General features: G+C 40.0%; 20 protein-coding genes and 1 other annotated feature. All 20 genes read right to left on the bottom strand.

From position 1 onward, the window contains the following. Window positions 1–12 precede the first annotated feature (12 nt). Window positions 13–831, bottom strand: coding sequence for a carbohydrate ABC transporter permease (locus BO219_RS09285; protein WP_077429321.1), 819 nt, complete (start codon window positions 829–831; stop codon window positions 13–15). Beyond that, window positions 831–1,700 carry a carbohydrate ABC transporter permease gene (locus BO219_RS09280; RefSeq protein ID WP_077429342.1) on the bottom strand — a complete coding sequence of 290 codons (870 nt, stop codon included), beginning with the start codon at window positions 1,698–1,700 and terminating at the stop codon, window positions 831–833. Before BO219_RS09280 ends, BO219_RS09285 begins: the two co-directional genes overlap by 1 nt. A 126-nt stretch (window positions 1,701–1,826) precedes the next feature. Beyond that, window positions 1,827–3,077, bottom strand: a complete 1,251-nt coding sequence (locus BO219_RS09275) for an ABC transporter substrate-binding protein (RefSeq protein WP_077429320.1) — start codon at window positions 3,075–3,077, stop codon at window positions 1,827–1,829. 142 nt (window positions 3,078–3,219) lie between these two features. Further along, complete coding sequence (locus BO219_RS09270) at window positions 3,220–4,305, bottom strand: M42 family metallopeptidase (protein ID WP_077429319.1); 1,086 nt, start codon at window positions 4,303–4,305, stop codon at window positions 3,220–3,222. A gap of 55 nt (window positions 4,306–4,360) precedes the next feature. After that, complete coding sequence (locus BO219_RS09265; RefSeq protein WP_077429318.1) at window positions 4,361–4,849, bottom strand: dUTP diphosphatase; 489 nt, start codon at window positions 4,847–4,849, stop codon at window positions 4,361–4,363. Window positions 4,850–4,910: 61 nt separating this feature from the next. After that, window positions 4,911–5,270: a 50S ribosomal protein L20 gene (gene rplT, locus BO219_RS09260; protein WP_003397837.1), complete on the bottom strand. Its 360-nt coding sequence runs from the start codon at window positions 5,268–5,270 to the stop codon at window positions 4,911–4,913. Between the two features lie 18 nt (window positions 5,271–5,288). Next, window positions 5,289–5,489, bottom strand: a complete 201-nt coding sequence (rpmI, locus tag BO219_RS09255; RefSeq protein ID WP_003397838.1) for a 50S ribosomal protein L35 — start codon at window positions 5,487–5,489, stop codon at window positions 5,289–5,291. A 19-nt stretch (window positions 5,490–5,508) separates the two neighbouring features. Further along, a complete protein-coding gene (gene infC, locus BO219_RS09250; protein WP_006323512.1) occupies window positions 5,509–6,051 on the bottom strand; it encodes a translation initiation factor IF-3 in 543 nt (180 codons plus the stop codon). A 25-nt stretch (window positions 6,052–6,076) separates the two neighbouring features. After that, window positions 6,077–6,200, bottom strand: a sequence feature (ribosomal protein L20 leader region). A 117-nt stretch (window positions 6,201–6,317) separates the two neighbouring features. Next, on the bottom strand, window positions 6,318–8,249 hold the full coding sequence (gene thrS, locus BO219_RS09245) for a threonine--tRNA ligase (protein WP_077429317.1): 1,932 nt from the start codon (window positions 8,247–8,249) through the stop codon (window positions 6,318–6,320). Window positions 8,250–8,543: 294 nt separating this feature from the next. Beyond that, complete coding sequence (gene ytxC, locus BO219_RS09240; RefSeq protein WP_006323522.1) at window positions 8,544–9,398, bottom strand: putative sporulation protein YtxC; 855 nt, start codon at window positions 9,396–9,398, stop codon at window positions 8,544–8,546. Between the two features lie 62 nt (window positions 9,399–9,460). Further along, window positions 9,461–10,393 (bottom strand): primosomal protein DnaI, encoded by a 933-nt coding sequence (dnaI, locus tag BO219_RS09235; RefSeq protein ID WP_077429316.1) that lies wholly within the window; start codon window positions 10,391–10,393, stop codon window positions 9,461–9,463. 10 nt (window positions 10,394–10,403) lie between these two features. Further along, window positions 10,404–11,801 carry a replication initiation and membrane attachment family protein gene (locus tag BO219_RS09230; RefSeq protein ID WP_077429341.1) on the bottom strand — a complete coding sequence of 466 codons (1,398 nt, stop codon included), beginning with the start codon at window positions 11,799–11,801 and terminating at the stop codon, window positions 10,404–10,406. A 33-nt stretch (window positions 11,802–11,834) separates the two neighbouring features. Beyond that, a complete protein-coding gene (nrdR, locus tag BO219_RS09225; protein ID WP_077429315.1) occupies window positions 11,835–12,305 on the bottom strand; it encodes a transcriptional regulator NrdR in 471 nt (156 codons plus the stop codon). 62 nt (window positions 12,306–12,367) lie between these two features. Then, the gene (locus BO219_RS09220) at window positions 12,368–12,760 is read right to left on the bottom strand and encodes a cytosolic protein (protein ID WP_077429314.1); all 393 of its coding nucleotides are present in this window, start codon (window positions 12,758–12,760) and stop codon (window positions 12,368–12,370) included. Between the two features lie 75 nt (window positions 12,761–12,835). Further along, complete coding sequence (gene speD, locus BO219_RS09215; protein WP_012574217.1) at window positions 12,836–13,210, bottom strand: adenosylmethionine decarboxylase; 375 nt, start codon at window positions 13,208–13,210, stop codon at window positions 12,836–12,838. Window positions 13,211–13,451: 241 nt separating this feature from the next. After that, window positions 13,452–14,480 carry a glyceraldehyde-3-phosphate dehydrogenase gene (locus BO219_RS09210; protein ID WP_006323528.1) on the bottom strand — a complete coding sequence of 343 codons (1,029 nt, stop codon included), beginning with the start codon at window positions 14,478–14,480 and terminating at the stop codon, window positions 13,452–13,454. Between the two features lie 107 nt (window positions 14,481–14,587). Next, window positions 14,588–15,193, bottom strand: coding sequence for a dephospho-CoA kinase (coaE, locus tag BO219_RS09205; RefSeq protein ID WP_006323530.1), 606 nt, complete (start codon window positions 15,191–15,193; stop codon window positions 14,588–14,590). Window positions 15,194–15,201: 8 nt separating this feature from the next. Next, window positions 15,202–15,825 (bottom strand): sporulation membrane protein YtaF, encoded by a 624-nt coding sequence (ytaF, locus tag BO219_RS09200; RefSeq protein WP_077429313.1) that lies wholly within the window; start codon window positions 15,823–15,825, stop codon window positions 15,202–15,204. Between the two features lie 66 nt (window positions 15,826–15,891). Further along, on the bottom strand, window positions 15,892–16,713 hold the full coding sequence (mutM, locus tag BO219_RS09195) for a DNA-formamidopyrimidine glycosylase (RefSeq protein WP_077429312.1): 822 nt from the start codon (window positions 16,711–16,713) through the stop codon (window positions 15,892–15,894). 18 nt (window positions 16,714–16,731) lie between these two features. Further along, window positions 16,732–19,359 carry a DNA polymerase I gene (polA, locus tag BO219_RS09190; RefSeq protein WP_077429311.1) on the bottom strand — a complete coding sequence of 876 codons (2,628 nt, stop codon included), beginning with the start codon at window positions 19,357–19,359 and terminating at the stop codon, window positions 16,732–16,734. Window positions 19,360–19,442 lie beyond the last annotated feature (83 nt).

The raw sequence follows: 19,442 nt of genomic DNA, 5'->3' as shown, positions 1-19,442 counted from the left end.
CCCCGTTATTTTTTATTTAATTGCGCCTCTTGTTACTCCGCTGATAATCCATTTTTGCGCAAACAAGTAAACGATAATCATCGGTGAAAGAGCCATTAAGTAGGAGGCGAATGCCAAGTTATAATCTGTGCCAAATTCAGACTGAAACACGTATTGGACTAATGGTAAAGTCATATCGTCTTGGTCGCTTAATACGACTAAAGGCAATAAAAAGTCGTTCCATGCCCATAGACAAGTAAGAATACCGATGGTTGCGTTAATTGGTGCTAGAAGCGGAAAGACAATTTTCCAAAAAACGCCCCACGTACTGCATCCATCCACGATGGCAGCTTCTTCGAGTTCTTTTGGAATGGAACGAATGTATCCGACATAGATAAAAATGTTAAAGGCAATTCCATAAACGATATAAAGAAAAATTAAACCGCTTGGATTATTCATACCGAACGCAGATGTTTGCTTGACGATCGGTAACATAATGATCGGAAACGGGATGAATAATGCGCTGACAAAGTAGTAATACAAGATTCTGAAAAATCTGCGATGCATGTTTCGAGCGATGGCGTAGGCCACCATCGAGTTTGTTAAAATGGTAAAAATGACAGTGGTAATGGTAATAAACGCACTATTTTTAAATGCTTGAAAAAAGTTCGTTGCTTCGATTGCTTTTGTAAAGTTTTCAAAGTGTAGTCCGGTTGGCAGCGAAAAGACGGAATGTGCTAACTCTTCTGGTGTTTTTAAAGCGATTGAAATGGCCATATACAAAGGAAACAAAATGAACAATGACCCGATGGCGATTAAACATATGACGAACCAATTTGTTTTCTTTTTCATTACATATCCACTTCCCGTTTTTGTAGAAATTTAATTTGCAATAACGATACGACCATAATGGCAATGAAATAGATGACAGCGTTTGCAGATTGGTAAGCGAATTCACCGCCTCGGAATCCGCCATTATAAATTAAAAGCGAAATCGATTCAGTTGATCGGCCAGGTCCGCCGCCAGTAAGAGCTACAACGTGGTCAAAGACCATCAAAAAGTTTTTCATAGCTAAAACCATATTAATTGTGAAGAAAGGGGCTATCATTGGAAATGTAATATGCCAAAAACTTTGCCATTTATTAGCGCCATCAATACTTGCAGCCTCATACAACTCTGCAGGAACCGTTTGTAAGCCTGCTAGATATAAAATGGTATTAAACGCACAAGCTTGCCAAACAGCGACAATGACGATTCCGATCCAAGCCCATTTTTCTTTTCCTAAAATATTGGTAGATAAAAAGTCGATTCCTAATTTTTCTCCTAATAAAGGAATAACATTGGCGAATAAGTAGTTAAAAATATAACCAACAATGAGGACGCTTAAAATATTTGGCAGAAAGTAGACAGCCTTAAAAAAGTTTTTAAACTTAATATTTGCATTGAGCCCCATCGCGATTAATAGGCTTAACACATTTACTAAAATAGTTGAAACAAAAGCAAACTTAAACGTAAAAAGATAAGAGTTGAGCACATTTTCGTCTTGAAATAAATAGTAATAATTTTTTAATCCTACAAAATCGTAATCAAAACTTAAGCCATCCCAGTTTGTAAACGAGTAGAAAATTCCTTGAATAGCTGGGAATGTGTGAAATGTTGCAAATAGAACAACAGCGGGTATCGTCATAAGATAAATCACAATATTTTTCGGCTTTTTCATGCTTTTTACAGGTAAAGGAATATGTTTGTTTGTTGAAAGTGCGAGATCCCTCTTCTTCATATGGCTTCCTCCTCATGTAGGGGAAGAGGAAATTAGGATGAATCCTAATCCCCTCTCAAAATGCGTTTATTTACGACCCTGTACTTTTTCCCACTCGGCGTCTAAGTTTTTAAGGAATTCTTCTACATCCTTATCATGCGTAAGCTGTTGTAAAAGTTTTTCTAAACCGACTGCAAGTGGGATATAGTGGTCTGGGAAGTCAACGAGAGCTCCTTTTTCAAAACTTTCTTTCAATCCATCTAAAGCAGGATCGTCTTGTGTAATACCTTTAATGGCAGAGAATGCATTTTGTTCGCTTAAGTAAAATTTTGCATTTTCCGGATCAAGTAAGAAGTTTACAAATTTTCTTGCTTCTTCTGTATGTTTTGACGTTTTAGAAATAGCTAAAAGTAAATCGACACCAGAAACGAGTTTCGTATTTTCAGGATCATTTGTAGCTGGATAAGGGAAGACGCCTAGTTCAATATCAGGATTTGCTTTTCGGATTTCCGGTATAGCCCAAATTCCTTGTAAGTACATCGCTGATTCACCTTTGGCAAAAGCGACGTTCCCATCTGCATAACCTTTGCCAAAGTTATCTTTATGACCATATTCTAGTAATTGGACAAATTTTTCAGTTGCTTCTTTATATCCTTTTTGGAAAGTTGTTTTTCCATCATTCAACTGATCGAAGAAGTTCTCTCCTTGCGTGTTGGCAGCGAGTGCATTATAGGCTGGCAAGGTAGTCCAAGCATCTTTGAATGTGAAATAGAATGGCGTTTTACCAGCTGCTTTCACTTTTTCAGCTACAGCGATTAGTTCGTCCCATGTTTTTGGAACCGTTAAACCAAGTTCGTTAAATATCGTTTTATTATAAATAATTCCATCTGCATTGGCTGCATATGGAATGGCGTATACTTTTTCTAATCCAGTAACATCGCGTAACATATCAATATAAGCAGGTTGAATGGAATCAAGTTCTGGTGCGTTCGTTACATCGACAAATACACCTGCTTTGGACAGTTCAGCGAATGTAGAGTTTGCTCCAATAGCGACGATATCTGGAATATCCCGCTTAGCAACGCGAGTTTTCAAAACCGTTTCAGCATCTGGCGGATTGGCGTTAACAACGTCGATATTTGGGTTTTCTTTTTCAAATTTGGCAATTAATTTATCAAACGTATCTTTCGCTTCAGATTTGTAATGGAAAAATTCGATTTTTACTTTTCCACTCGAACTATCTTTTTCATCTACCTCCTCCGCCTTACATCCAACCAAAAAAAATAAAATCATAGAAACAATTAAATTTCCAAACACAATTAACCTTTTCTTTTCCATGATTATCTCCCCCTAGAACTAAGTTTTATTTTAGTAAGCGTTTTCGTCTACTAGTAAAAATTTTAGTAAATTTTTTTATTTTAGTCAATAAAAATTTTCTGAAAAAAACACAAAAAACCGACCCTATTCGAGTCGGCTTCTCTTAATCAAACGTAATTTCTTTCACTTTTTCTTCATCCAGACGCTTAATGACTTCGACTAATAGTTTTACCGTTTGTTCGTAGTCATCACGATGAAGAAGCGCAGCATGAGAGTGAATGTAACGCGTTGGGATAGAGATCGTTAACGCTGGAACGCCGCGCATCGTCATATGGATCGCACCAGCATCTGTTCCACCACCTGGCATCGCGTCAAAACGGTATGGAATGTTCATTTCTTCTGCGACACTAATGACAAATTCACGCAATCCTTTATGAGAAACGAGCGTTGCATCGTATAAGACGATATGTGGGCCCCCGCCAAGTTTCCCCATAGCATCTTTTTCTGATACACCTGGTGTGTCGCCAGCGATGCCGACGTCTACCGCAAACGCAATATCTGGTTCAATCGCAAAAGCGGATGTTCGCGCCCCGCGCAAGCCTACTTCTTCTTGTACGGTTCCGACGCCGTATACGACGTTTGGATGCTCAACGTCTTTTAATTGTTTCAACACATCAATAGCAACTGCGCAACCGATGCGGTTATCCCATGCTTTCGCAAGCAACATTTTTTCATTGTTCATAACCGTAAATTCAAAATATGGTACAATCGCATCGCCAGGGCGCACCCCCCACTCGACTGCTTCGTCACGGCTCGAAGCTCCGATGTCAATAAACATATCTTTTATTTCAACAGGCTTTCTTCTTGCTTCTACAGGTAAAATATGTGGCGGCTTCGATCCGATAACACCTGTAATGTCGCCTTTTTTCGTCACGATCGTCACGCGCTGAGCAAGCATGACTTGCCCCCACCAGCCACCGAGCGGTTGGAAGCGAATAAAACCTTTTTCATCAATTTGCGTCACCATAAAGCCTACTTCATCTAAATGACCGGCAATCATCACTTTTGGTCCATTTTCTTTTCCTACTTTTTTCGCAATGAGGCTCCCAAGACGATCAGTCGTCACTTCATCCGCATACGGAGCGATGTACGACTTCATTACTTCGCGCACTTCTCGCTCATTCCCTGGAACACCTTTCGCATCCGTTAACGCTTTCAACATCGTTAACGTTTCATCTAATTTTTTCACGTATGTCACTCCTCTCTATGTACAACATTCATTATACTAAACATTTTGACAGTTGTTAATAATTGTGACTTTGCCGTTCATGATTCACTTCGTTTTTTGCGACATACGCTCGTTCGATTTGCTCAGCAGTGAATTGAAGCGCATGACCGAGCTTAGCGTACGCATATACTAATTGGTTATATGCCTCGATGTCTAACTTCATCCGAAACGCGTGAACCGCCTCAAATACGCGTAAAAATTGATCAACAAGCGGTTCGCTTTCTTCAACGTTTGGCCATTGAACATGCTTATCAAGAGAAAGGTCTAGTCCGAGCGATAAAATAAAATGAAGACCGTCGACATATTCTTCTAAAATCGTTTCGACTGCTGCTGGTGGCTTTGAACTCCAAAACTTGAAGCAACGCGTTTCATTCGCAAGTTCCCCGATTTCAACAAGAAGAGCTAACAATTTCCGTTCAACTAAACGTTCACCGCGCAATCCGCGCTCCGTCTCAATTCGCTCATCTAATTGTCGTTGCATAGAAAATAATTTTTTTATATCCATTTTTTCTCCCCCTCTTATAAAAAATGACCATCCCCTCAAGGGAGAATGGTCATTTCTTTTATTACTTGTTTAAGTTTTCTTTTGCGATGTTTGCAAGTTGTGTGAATGCTGCTGCATCGTTTACTGCTAAATCAGCAAGCATTTTGCGGTTTACTTCGATTCCTGCAAGCTTTAATCCGTGCATTAAACGGCTGTAAGAAAGACCGTTCATGCGCGCTGCAGCGTTAATGCGCGTAATCCAAAGTTTACGGAAATCGCGTTTGCGTTGGCGACGATCGCGATACGCGTACATTAACGATTTCATCACTTGTTGGTTTGCTACTTTATATAAACGATGTTTTGAACCGAAATATCCTTTTGCTAGTTTAAGAATTTTTTTACGACGTCTGCGTGTGACTGTACCGCCTTTTACACGTGGCATAACATTTCCCTCCTAAAATTATTTTACGTTATCTAACAATTGACGAATGCGTTTGAAATCGCCTTTTGATACAAGTGTTGCTTTGCGAAGTTTACGTTTTTGTTTTTGTGTTTTATTTGCGAATAAGTGGCTAGTGAATGCGTGTGAACGTTTTAATTGACCTGTTCCTGTCTTTTTGAAACGCTTCGCTGAGCCTTTGTGAGTTTTCATTTTTGGCATAAGGTGTTCCTCCCTTTTGTTATTTGTCGTTTTTCGGTGCTAGCACTAAAAACATGCTGCGGCCATCCATTTTTGGAGCCGTCTCAACCGTACCAATATCCGCGCACGCTTCAGCAAATCGATCAAGCACACGCTGACCAATTTCTTTATGCGTAATCGCACGTCCTTTAAAGCGAATTGTCGCTTTCACTTTATCTCCTTTTTCAAGGAACTTCCGCGCGTTGCGCAATTTTGTGTTGAAGTCATGTTCTTCGATCGTTGGGCTTAAACGAATTTCTTTCACGTTGATTACTTTTTGCTTTTTGCGCGCTTCTTTTTCTTTCTTCTGTTGCTCGAAACGGAATTTACCGTAATCCATAATGCGGCATACTGGCGGTTTCGCATTTGGTGCAACCATCACTAAGTCTAAGTTTAAACGCGCTGCAATTTCTAACGCTTCTTGTTTCGTCTTAATCCCAAGCTGCTCGCCGTTTGGATCGACTAAACGAACTTCACGTGCCCGAATGTTTTCATTAATAATAAAATCTTTGCTAATAACTAGCCACCTCCACGGTTTTTTCAAACTTGTTTGTTAAAGCAGAACGCACACAACAAAAAACGTGTGGGCACAATACACCCACACGTCTCACTCACAACATTTGTTTTGTCATGAACCTGTTAACAGCCTTACGGCGTCCATCAGGTGAGAAGCGGGTGCTTCTGCTTGTGTCAAACAAGTATTTATTTTTACTCTAACATATATACCATAAACGGGAATACATTGTCAACTAACGTTCGTTTCTCACAACAAGTAACACTATAACAAACATCGAAAAAAATTGCAACTATTTATTTATGCGTTTCTTTTGCGATGAAATCAACAAACGCATCAAGCGGCATCGTTTCGCTCTTTTGTTCCCCGTATTTTCGCACGTTTACCGCTCTTTCACTTACTTCGTTATCCCCAACAACGAGCATGTACGGGATTTTTTGCATTTGCGCTTCACGAATTTTATAGCCGATTTTTTCTTCACGCTCATCGACTTCAACACGAATACCTGCAGCTTGTAGCGCATGCTTCACCTCATACGCATAGTCCATATGGATAGATGGAGCGACTGGAATCACTTGTACTTGTACAGGTGCTAGCCATGTTGGGAACGCTCCTTTGTACTCTTCAATTAAAAAGGCAACGAAGCGTTCCATCGTCGATACGACACCGCGATGGATGACAACAGGACGATGCGGTTTTCCGTCTTCACCGATATATGTTAAATCAAAACGTTCCGGCAACAAGAAGTCAAGCTGAACAGTCGATAACGTCTCGTCTTTTCCTAGCGCCGTACGCACTTGAACATCTAACTTTGGACCGTAAAACGCCGCTTCACCTTCCGCTTCGTAATAGTCAAGCCCAAGCTCGTCCATTGCCTCTTTTAGCATGCTTTGTGCTTTTTCCCACATCGCATCGTCATCATAATATTTTTCTTTATCTTGCGGATCGCGATACGATAGACGGAATGAATAGTCTGTTAAACCAAAGTCTTTATATACGTCTAAAATTAAATTCACGACGCGCTTAAACTCATCTTTAATTTGATCTGGGCGCACGAAAATATGTGCATCATTCAATGTCATGCCACGCACCCGTTGCAAGCCTGTAAGCGCTCCTGACATTTCGTAACGGTGCATCGTACCGAGCTCCGCGATACGAATTGGTAACTCGCGATAGCTATGAATTTTATGTTTATATACCATCATATGATGTGGACAGTTCATTGGGCGTAATACGAGCTGCTCATTATCCATCTCCATCGGTGGGAACATGCCATCCTTATAATGATCCCAATGGCCAGACGTTTTATATAATTCCACGCTACCAAGCACCGGTGTATATACGTGCTGATAACCGAGGGATAGCTCTTTATCAACGATGTAACGTTCGATCGTTCTCCGAATCGTCGCACCTTTTGGAAGCCAAAGTGGCAATCCTTGTCCAACTTTTTGTGATGTCATAAATAAATCAAGTTCTTTTCCGAGCTTCCGATGATCGCGCTCTTTTGCTTCTTGTAAAAGACGTAAATATTCGTCTAAGTCTTCTTTTTTGAAAAAGGCTGTTCCGTAAATGCGTTGCAACATTTTATTTTTACTATCGCCACGCCAGTACGCGCCTGCTACACTTAACAGTTTGAACTCTTTTATTTTTCCTGTGGACGGCACGTGCACCCCGCGACAAAGATCAAAAAATTCGCCTTGTTCGTAGATAGAGACAACTTCTCCTTCTGGAATATCGTTAATCAGTTCAATTTTTAACGGATCGCCAATTTCTTCATAGCGACGAATTGCTTCTTCACGGCTTACTTCTTTACGAACGATGTCTAAGTTTTCTTTTACAATTTTTTTCATTTCTTGTTCGATTTTTGGTAAGTCTTCTGCTGTAATTGGGACATCGACATCAATATCATAGTAAAAACCATTTTCGATAACAGGTCCAACGCCAAGTTTTACATTTTTATATAGTCGTTTCACCGCTTGCGCCATTAAGTGCGCTGTGCTATGACGCAAAATGTCAAGCGCCTCTGGCATATCTTGTGTAATAATTGAAATGGCGCCATCTTCTTCAATCGGTGTGCGTAAATCGATCATGCGCTCATTTAGCTTTCCTGCAATCGCCTTTTTCTTCAAGCCTGGGCTAATGGATGCTGCAATATCCTCCGTTGTTACTCCTTTTGGAAACTCCTTTACTGCCCCATCTGGAAATGTGATTTTTACTACATCTTCCAAAACAACTCACTCCTTTTTTAAAAATAAAAAACTCGTCCCAAAAACGAGGGACGAGTTGGCTTCGTGGTTCCACCCTTCTTTCCGTCTATACAAATACAAAACGAGCGTATAAACGGCTTCATTTCGATAACGGCGCAAACCGTCAGCAATTACTAAACGGGTAATCGTCCCATTGTTCACTGCTGAAGTTTAGAGGTGGTAAGTGCATTTTTCGTGTTAGGAAGGTTTCAGCCTATGCCTTCCCTCTCTGTGAACCGTAAAAATACACCCATGTCCTCATCATCACTTTTGACCTTATTCATTATGTATGTCATTATAAGCATATTTTTTTGGAAAATCAAGAGGTGTTCGAAGCTCTATTCGCTCTTGAAACACATTTTGAATCGTTTGAATCATCCCTACATCTGTGACATCTGTATACATATATATTTTTTCCGGTGCCATCGACACGAGTGGTGCTAATACAGATGTATCAATGTACATCGGCTGACTCACCATGAGACGACGATCAATAAACTGCTTTAATTGTTGAGAAGATAAGTGAAAAAAGCAATCGTCGAAAAATTGAAACGTATCATTTTCATATACTAAATGAAGGACGTTCATTTGTGGCTGTCGTGATGAAACAATTTCGCGCAGCAATTGCACGAACGCTTGATATTCTTGTTCTAGTTTGTATTCATCAATCGCTAATTCAACATAATGCATAAGCCGATCATAATATGGCTTTAAACGAAAAGTCATAAGCGACTCAAATGAAAATACGCCTTCATGTAAACATTCATGTAGAGATTTAGCAATAAGTTGTTCGCGCGGCGTACTCATTTTTTTTCCGAGACGATAGTCGTACCTTTCCCCGTCAATAAACGAGTAAGTAAGCTGTAAAATTTGTTGTTGTTCTTCTTCATTTTCATAAAAAAACGTGCGTGAAATAATTGATAAAATCCAACGTGCTTCAAATGCACGAATGATACATGAAGTCAAAATCGGAATGAATAATGCCCGCATGTGCGACGCATCTGATTCATGAAAAAAAACGGTAATCGTCTTGTCATCGTAAAGCAACTTCCCATATGGTTGCGGTGCTTTGTTTAATTCCGTAAATAACCGTTGTGCATCTTGTCCATCTTGAAATACGATATAAATCAACGGTGCCCCCCCTTTTCCAAAAACATGCTTGTTTTATATATATGGGGAACACCGAACGTTTATCACATTTCGATTCGTCGATTTTTTCCTTTCATTTCGATCGGAGTAGCTAAATAGACAATTCGCTCAATCATTCGCGCCGCTTTCACTTGTTCTTCTTCTCCTCGTTGTGAGTGGGCAAGATGATGCGTCAGACGTTTTAAATCGAAATTCGATGTAAAACATGTCGGTAAATGTTCAAGCATGCGATATTGTAAAATTGGTCCGAGAACCTCATCGCGCCACCAGCTTGACATAAGTTCTGCCCCTAAATCATCGAGCATAAGCACAGGGACTTGTTTTGCATATTCAATCGTATCTTGAAACGCATCCGTTTGAAGAGATGATTTTAATGAACGAACAAATTCCGGCACGTACACAAGAAATGAAGCAATATGTCTTTGAGCTAATTCATTCGCCATCGCTGCTAACAAGTATGTTTTTCCTACTCCAAATGACCCATATAAATATAACCCTTTTATTCGTTTACCTACTTCATACGTCGATGCAAATGTATTCGCAAGTTCGATCGCTTCAATACGTCCAAGATCGTCCGTTTCTAGCTTATCAAATGATGCTTGTAACATATCACGCGGGATAAACAAACTACGAATGAGCGACTGTTGTTTTTTTCGTTCATCTTCTTGCACTTTGCGAGCACAGCGCTCGTATTGCACATCAATGTTTTTCCCTTGCCAAATTAAATGTGGTGTATAACCTTTCAGCAAATTAGGACACTGTTCTAAACTTGAACAACGCTCACAATGTTTACTTTGTTGTACAAACTCATACAATTTGCCAAGATGGCGATTTAACATCGCATCTGTCACATCATGACCACGTAAAAACGATTGAACGTGTGGATCGTTTAAAATATCGCGTTTCATCGCCTCATATCGCTCTTTAAAATCATGACGATTCATCAAATGGTGGATAGTTTCCCGAATTGGTTTCATCATTTATCCCCTAACTTTTCGGCTTTTTCAACCGTTCTTCCAACTCGCGCCGTTTTTGTTCTAGCTCTTCTTCCGATTTCATTTGTTTTCGTTCAAATTGTGAATAGTCTGTTTGTAACCAATCTGGCAACATCTCAGTACGAATCGGCTTTTTCGACCCTTTTTTCTCTTTTTCTTTCATAAATGTTTCGTATTCACGCGCTTCTTTTTTCGCCAATTCCATCGCTTGTTTGACCGTACGCACTTTTTTTCTCGCCCACGAACTAGCAATTTTTTCTACATATTTTTTCGGAAGCTTCATATCTGTACGCAACATAACGTAATAAATAAGTACATTCATGACGCCTGGTGGCAGTTTTTGCTTAAACATCATTTCTTCAATTAGCTGCAAATCCGCTAACGCTGGTTCAGCTCCACCAGAAAAGTCCATGAGTAATTGTCTCGGTGAAACGGTTTCGAGCTGTTTCATTAAATATTCTTCTTCGTTTTTTGGCTCGACATGCGCCATCGTCCGCTCCGCTAACGGTTGCACGCGATCATATAGCCGCGGAAGCGCCTCACCACGTTCAAATTGATACCATTCTTGCGCCGCTTTTCTTAATGATTCGATATCAATTTGTTCTGCGGGATCGATGACGCTCATCACAATTTTTTGCATGTCAAGCGGGCCAATGCCATATAAAAAAGCTAGCTTTTTGATCGCATCTTTCACTTTTGCAGTAATCGCACGACGTGGGACGAGATGATGAGACAGTCCTGCATAAAATGCGTCAAAATCAAATATATCATCTTGCATCGTATACATCGCTTGTTCTTTTCCTATATACTGATGCCCGTCTTGGAGCGTTACTTCTTGTTTCGCTTCGTCGCCTAACTTATGAATCATTTTTTCAGGCTGGATCGATGAAAATACATCGTGAAATGAGCGCGTCACAGGTACAAAAGAAGTGCGATCGATAGCACGATCAGAAAAAAACTTTTTCAACTTTTGAAATTTCGTTTTTCCTACACGATCATATAAAAATACATTTAACACACCATCAGTGAAAAATTGTTCTGGTGTAAGGGGAAGGCGAAGCTCGTAAATAAATACGCGTTCATCATCTGCATTCGTTCGCTTCATATACGTATTTAACAACCCGATTCCCTCAAGTTTTAAACGTTCAGCGTATATCGTTGGCAAACTGCATTGCATAATTGCCATTAAACTATGGTGTGTCGTCTCTTCACTCCATAAGCGTGTTTGCTCAAGTTCGCTCCATAACGTCATATATAAACTATACGCTTGCGCACCAATTAACGGTTGATATAAAAGTGTCAATACTTTCCGATCTAGTTCACTTAAAACACCATTGGCGTGGACAATATATCGGTCGACCGCAATTAATTCTTTCCAGCTATATTCCATATTATCGACCTTCTTCATATGAAAAAGAGCATATTATGCCCTTTCTCCTTGTTCTTTTTTTATTAGTTCTTTTAATTCCTCGATAAAGACGTTTAAATCTTTAAACTGGCGGTATACAGAAGCAAAACGAACATAAGCGACTTCGTCAATTTTGGACAAGCGTTCCATCACCATTTCACCGATCGTTTCGCTTTTCACTTCATTGATCCCGCTATTGCGCAACTCTCGTTCAATTTGTTGCGTGACTTCCTCTAGCTGTTCAAGCGCAACCGGTCGCTTTTCACACGCTTTAATAAGACCACGCAAAATTTTTTCACGGCTAAATTCCTCTCGCGTTCCTTCTTTTTTCACAACAATTAACGGTGTTTCTTCCACCCTTTCAAACGTTGTGAATCGAAAATGGCAACGTTCACATTCACGACGGCGACGAATAGAACGCCCTTCATCAACAGGACGCGAGTCGAGCACACGCGTTCCGTTGTGGTGACACGACGGGCATTTCATATGTATCAGCTCCCTAGCAGTAATTTTACTTTTATAGTAGACAAAACAAGGCGGATATACAACTACTTATCCCCATATATTCCCGATCCGATATATGGGAGTCTTTTCTCTAATTGATCATATAAACGAATAATGAGTTGGCGACTAAATCCGAAGTCAATTGGAAACCATTTTGTTTCTGTCGTAACTGAAAAATCAATAGCTGTTTCAAATGGACGAACAGAAACAATAGTTGCGACGATAAATACTTTTCTTCCTTTCGTGAGTGATACACTTATTTCTCCTCGTTCTGCTGAGACGGCAACAATGTGACACCCGTCCATCTGTTCAAACATTTCTTTCACTACTTGTAATGCAGTGGATTGTGTCGTTTTGTAATAACGGCTTTTTAGCTGCTCATCCGGATGACGTTCAGATGTTTCATTATGATTTGTTAATATATGCTTCCATTTCACTGTTCGTCTCCTCACTTTTCAATGAATGATAAAAAAGAGGTGCAGAATCTACACCTCTTTTCCTCTTACACTTTATTATAAAGCTTTTGCTTGTTTAATTTCAATTGGACCCATACCACGAGGCAATTCAATTGTTTCACGCGTTTGTGCACCTAATGCTTCTGCAATATAGTCAGCTGCAATCGTTGGATCTAGATGCCCACATGTGTACACGTCGATGCTCGCGTAACCATGCTCTGGAAAACTGTGAATAGTTAAATGTGATTCAGAAATAATAACAACGCCACTAACACCTTGTGGTGCAAATTTATGAAACGCAACTTCACGAATTTCAGCACCAGACTTTAACGCTGCATCAACAAATGTTTTTTCAATAAACTCCATGTCATTTAACTTATCAAAATCGCATCCCCAAAGTTCTGAGATAACGTGACGACCCATTGTATCCATGATCGTATCCCCCTTTTATAAATTTTTAAAAAAATAAACGATGAATTTCTTTTGCTTTCTGGAATGTATAACTACCACGGGGGAAAGTTAGTCCAAAGAGGTCCTAACCCTTTAAGTAGTCACATTACCACGCGTTCAAGAAGTTCACGAAACATAGTATACTTCGTTTATATATTTTTTTCAATATCGTTTTTTATTTTTTTATCAAATGGGCAGAAAAATAACGCTGGGAACCCCAGCGTTATGACATCGCAACCGTTTCATTTTTTAACAATTGTTTCGCAACTAGTTTTGTTAAATCAACAACGCGACATGAATAGCCCCATTCATTATCATACCACGCTAGCACTTTTACTTTTCGATTTTCGATCACCATTGTCGATAACCCATCAACAATCGCAGAATGTGGATTTGTATTAAAATCAATGGATACAAGCGGTTCCATCGTCACGTCTAAAATGCCTTTTAACTCCCCACGAGCTGCTTGCATAAACGCTTCATTCACTTCATCGACTGTGACATCTTTTTTCACATCGACAACGACGTCAACAAGTGAAACGTTTGGTGTTGGAACGCGCAATGCCATACCATGCATTTTTCCTTTTAAATGTGGCAATACAAGTGCTAACGCTTTAGCCGCACCTGTTGTTGTCGGAATGATCGATTGTGCGCATGAACGTGCTCGACGTAAATCTTTATGTGGATTGTCGATGTTTTTTTGATCGTTTGTGTAGGCATGAACAGTTGTCATAAGTCCATTTTCGATGCCAAACGCTTCATCAAGCACTTTCACAACGGGCGCTAAACAGTTTGTTGTACATGAAGCGTTTGAAATGATGACGTGCTCTGGAGAAAGCATATGTTCATTGACTCCCATTACAATCGTGACATCCTCATCTTTTCCTGGTGCAGTTAAAATAACACGCTTTGCTCCCGCTTCGACGTGCATCATCGCCTTTTCTTTTGCGTTAAACTTTCCCGTTGCTTCGATAACGATATCGATTTGAAGCTCTCCCCACGGTAATAGTCGTGGATCACGTGAATTTAATAGTTGTACTTTTTTTCCATTTACAATTAAACCATCTTCAACAGGAACGACATCCCCATCAAATTTACCATGGTTCGAATCATATTTTATTAAATGAGCTAACGTTTCAGGCGGATAGCTCGCATTAATGGCTACAATGTCAACATCATTGTCCATAATAGCTTTTCGGAACACCATACGTCCAATGCGTCCGAACCCGTTAATCGCTACTCTCGCTTTCATTATATAGCCCCTTTCAATATATGTGTTATACTGTTTATCTGTTATACACAAAAATAGTATAACATTTTTAAAGTGTTTATGCTATAAAAAAATAAAAAAAGGGCATCCTATTTTTCAAGGATACCCCACTCAACTAAGCGTTCGTATAGTTGTCGTTTCGTTTGTTCGATCGTTCCATTGTTATCGATGACAGCATCTGCTTTTTTTCGTTTTTGTTCGAGCGGCATTTGCGATTTTATACGCGCCCATGCTTCTTCAAACGAAAAGCCATTGCGTTCGCAAAGGCGCCGAAGTTGAATTTGTTCATCTACATACACAACGAGAATACGATCAACGAGATGTTCTAAATTACTTTCGAATAAAAGCGGAATATCGAGAACAACAGCTTTTTCCCCTTTTCTTGCATATTGCTCTTTTTGTTGTAGCATATGTTTACGTACGAGCGGATGAACAATGGCATTTAACTGTTTTCGCTTTTGTTCATCATGAAATACGATCGCACCAAGCTTACGTCGATCAATCGCACCATTTGAGTCTAAAATGTCGCTTCCAAACGTCTCAACAATTAGTTGATACGCTTCACCGTCGATGGCTGTGACACGGTGAGCGATTTCATCTGCATCAATGACAGGGATATGTAAGTCACGGAACATCGCCGCGACCGTACTTTTTCCACTTGCGATGCCCCCTGTTAATCCGATCGTTAACACCACCTTCACCCCTATCTCATTTTAAAAATACCAATGACAATAAGCATAATCCCAGGTAAAAACGAGTATTTTTGTAGCCAGTCATACTTTCTAAACGATTTTCCAATTTTCAACCCGCTAAATAAGAAACTAAAGCTAAGCAAGCAAACGAGAAATGTAGTAAACGCTACCGAATAGTTTAAAAGCGCCGCGCTTACGCCTGCTCCAAACGCATCGAGCGACAAGGCGATTCCTAAAAATACAGCCTCCATCCCTGTAATCGTTCCTGAACGGTCAAAATCAGCCATCGTTGGTTTGCGCAAAATTTGAATGACAATGCCGAGCGAACGAATTTCTACGTTCATTAAAAATTTTTCTTCCTTATCATCGCTTTTAAGCATAAATTGAATGAGCATCCATAATCCTAATATGATTAATATCCCCCCACCCATTGCGTTGGCAACGGTTGGCAAAAAAAACATATATAACATGCGACCAATGCCCATCGCTACTAAAAATGTCATGCATGAAAAAAACGAAATAATCAGCAACGAACGAAGCGGAACATGTACATTCCGCATACCATACGTAATACCGACAGTCAACCCATCAATGCTTACAGCAAACGCAAGCAAAAATAAAGACCATGTAATCATATACGCCCGCCCCTTCCTTGAAAAGCTACCATAGTATATGGAAGAGGTCTAGGCAATGTTCTTACACTACGTTTGACAATGTTTACAATAATGTGTGCCGCGATTGGCTACAGTTGTTTTGGAAATGGGATTTCCACAACGACGGCACGGCATGTTGGCACGACCGTATACATACAATTGCGTTTGAAACGTCCCTGTCTTCCCTTGCGTATTCACATATGTTCGAACGGTACTCCCACCTTTTTCAATCGCTTCTTGTATCGTTTGAACAATTGCCTCATGTAATGCTTCGATTTCCCGTATCGTTAACGTCGTTGCTGTCCGCTCTGGATGAATGGACGAACGAAATAATACTTCATCGACATAAATATTGCCTAATCCTGCGACAATCGTTTGATCAAGCAATGTCGCTTTTATTGTACGTTTTGTTCGTTGAAGTTGATCTGTAAGCCATGCAACCGTAAATTGCTCATCGAACGGCTCAACCCCAATACTTGATAAAGGAGGGACACGTAATTCTTCACCTTTATTAAATAAATGCATCGTACCAAATTTGCGCACATCGCGATAACGAAGTTCCGTCTGATCTGTGAATGTAAAAAAAATGTGTGTATGTTGATCAAATGGAGCATCTTCTTTTTCATATATATAACGTCCTTCCATCCGCAAATGAGAAACGAGGACGACATCATCCAATTGAAAAAGCAAAAATTTACCTCTCCGCCCGATATTGTGAATCGTCTGTCCTTTCAGACGCTCACAAAACGTAGCTACATCAGGGTGCTGAATGATTTTTGGCCAACGCACTTTCACACGTTCGATCGTTTTACCAACAACAAGAGAAAGAAGTGTACGTCGTACCGTTTCGACTTCAGGCAATTCTGGCATGGTTGCTCCCCCCTTTCGTTACTTCGCATCATACCATGTTGGGCCAAAATGATAGTCGACTTTTAACGGAACACGTAATGATACTGCGTTCTCCATCACATCTGGTACGATTTTTTTCAACAATTCAATTTCTTCTTTTGGTGCTTCTAAAATCAATTCGTCATGTACTTGCAGCAACAAACGAGTTTGCAGTCGTTCTTCATGTAAACGATTAGCCAAATCAATCATCGCTTTTTTAATAATATCGGCCGCACTTCCTTGAATTGGCGTGTTCATCGCTGTCCGTTCCGCAAAACTACGAACATTAAAATTACTACTTGTAATATCCGGCAAATAACGACGGCGGTGAAGCAATGTCGTCACATACCCTTTTTGTTTTGCATCTTGTACGATCTCTTCCATATACCGCTTTACACCCGGATAACTTCGAAAATATCGTTCAATAAATTCGGCTGCCTCTTTGCGCGTGATGCCTAAGTTTTGCGATAATCCGTAGTCGCTAATCCCGTAAACGATGCCAAAATTGACTGCTTTCGCTTGACGGCGCATATGAGCGGTCACTTCGTCTTCCTTGACATGAAAAATATCCATCGCCGTTTTCGTATGAATATCAAGGTCGTGGTGAAACGCGGCAATTAAATTTTCATCATTAGCAATATGCGCTAAAACGCGCAACTCGATTTGAGAATAATCAGCTGCAAAAATAACCCAATCGTCTGAGGATGGGACAAACGCTTGACGAATTTTTCTTCCTTCCTCAATACGAATAGGAATATTTTGTAAATTAGGCTCTGTAGAGCTTAAACGTCCCGTTTGAGTCAACGCTTGTTGAAAAATCGTATGCACTTTTCCTGTATCTTTTCGGACGACTTTCATTAATCCTTCGACATATGTGGATTGTAATTTTCCGAGCTGACGATAGTGTAAAATTTGCTCAATAATTTCATGGTATGGCGCTAACTTTTCTAGAACGTCCGCGGAGGTAGAATAACCTGTTTTCGTTTTTTTCACAATCGGCAACTGAAGTTTTTCAAATAAAATCGTTCCTAGTTGTTTCGGAGAATTAATGTTAAACGTTGTTCCTGCAAGTTCATAAATGCGTTGCTCAATTTGTTCGAGTTGGGCAGTAAACTCTTTTCCCATCTGTTCCAAACGATCAACATCCACTTTCACACCGTAAAATTCCATTTGTGCTAAAATAAACGTAAGCGGTAATTCTAAATGTACAAGCAATTCAAATTGTTCATTTCGCTTTAGTTCTTGAATATATGTTTCTTTCAACGAAGCGATCGCTTTCGCCTTTCGTACGAGATGTTCAGCTAATACATTTGTCGGCGGAATAGCTTGTTTCGCTCCTTTTCCATATACTTCTTCGTCGCTTTGTACATCCGTATATTGCTTCGTTTTTGCAACGGCCGCCACATCCCCATTCGCATCGGTCGGATTGAGCAAGTATGCAGCTAATAATAGATCAAAATCGACACCTTTAAGTTCAATACCGTTCCACTTCAGCGCAACGATCGCTCGTTTGGCATCAAACACACTTTTTTTACATTGCTCATCTTCAAGCCATCTTTTAAATCGTGATGAAGCGAGAGCTATGTCCGTCGGAATAAAAAAGTGTCCACGCTCATTTACAAGTGCAAATCCAATAATTGGTGCTTGATGATAATTCGCATCCATCACTTCAACAACAAGTGCACCTTCTTTTGTCAACATGTGCTCATCAATCGCTTGAACCGTAACAAACGAAATATCGGTTAATGATAGTTGTTCTTGTGAAATTTGACCAATTTTGTCCATAAGCGAAGTGAAACCAAGCTCTTGAAATAGCGCTGCTACCCGTTCTGCATCATACGACTGCCATGCTAACTCATCGAGCGATAGTGTCAATGGAACATCACGATGAATGGTTGCCAACTGTTTACTTAGTAACGCTTGTTCACGGTACGTTTGTAAGTTTTCCTTCAATTTTTTCCCAGAAATATGTTCAAGTGAGGCAAGTACATGTTCAACCGTTCCATATTCTTTTAATAATTTTAATGCTGTTTTCTCTCCGACTCCCGGAACGCCTGGAATATTATCTGATGCATCGCCCATTAATCCTTTCAAATCAACAATTTGTGCAGGCGTTAGTCCATACTTCTCAAATACGTATTCCGGTGTATATCGCTCCATGTCTGTTATGCCTTTTTTCGTGACATGAACATGAATACGTTCCGACGCTAATTGTGTTAAATCGCGATCTCCCGAAATAATGACGACGTCAAACCCTTCTTTTTCTGCTTTGGTGGCAAGCGTTCCGATAATATCGTCTGCTTCATAATTTTCAAGTTCGTACGTACGAATGTTATATGCATCAAGCAGTTCGCGTAAAAACGGAAACTGTTCCGATAATTCCGGTGGCGTTTTTTGTCTCCCACCTTTATATTCTGTGTATACTTCATGACGAAATGTCGTTTTTCCTGCGTCAAACGCAACGAGCATATGCGTCGGCTTTTCTTCTTCAATGAGTTTCATTAACATCATTGTAAAACCATAAATAGCGTTTGTATGAATGCCTTTATCGTTATGTAAGAGCGGCAATGCAAAAAAAGCGCGATAAGCGATGCTATTGCCATCAATTAAAACGAGTTTGTTTGCCAAACCGAAAACCTCCTCTTGTATTCATTTACGCTTATTTTACCATGATTGCCTCCAAAAAAGAAAAAAGACGAGAACGTTCGCTG

This window comes from Anoxybacillus kestanbolensis, assembly GCF_001996285.1.
Classification (GTDB): Bacteria; Bacillota; Bacilli; order Bacillales; family Anoxybacillaceae; genus Anoxybacillus; species Anoxybacillus kestanbolensis_A.
The sequence above is the reverse complement of the archived record's forward strand: the minus strand, read 5'-3'. Positions and strand labels throughout refer to the sequence as shown.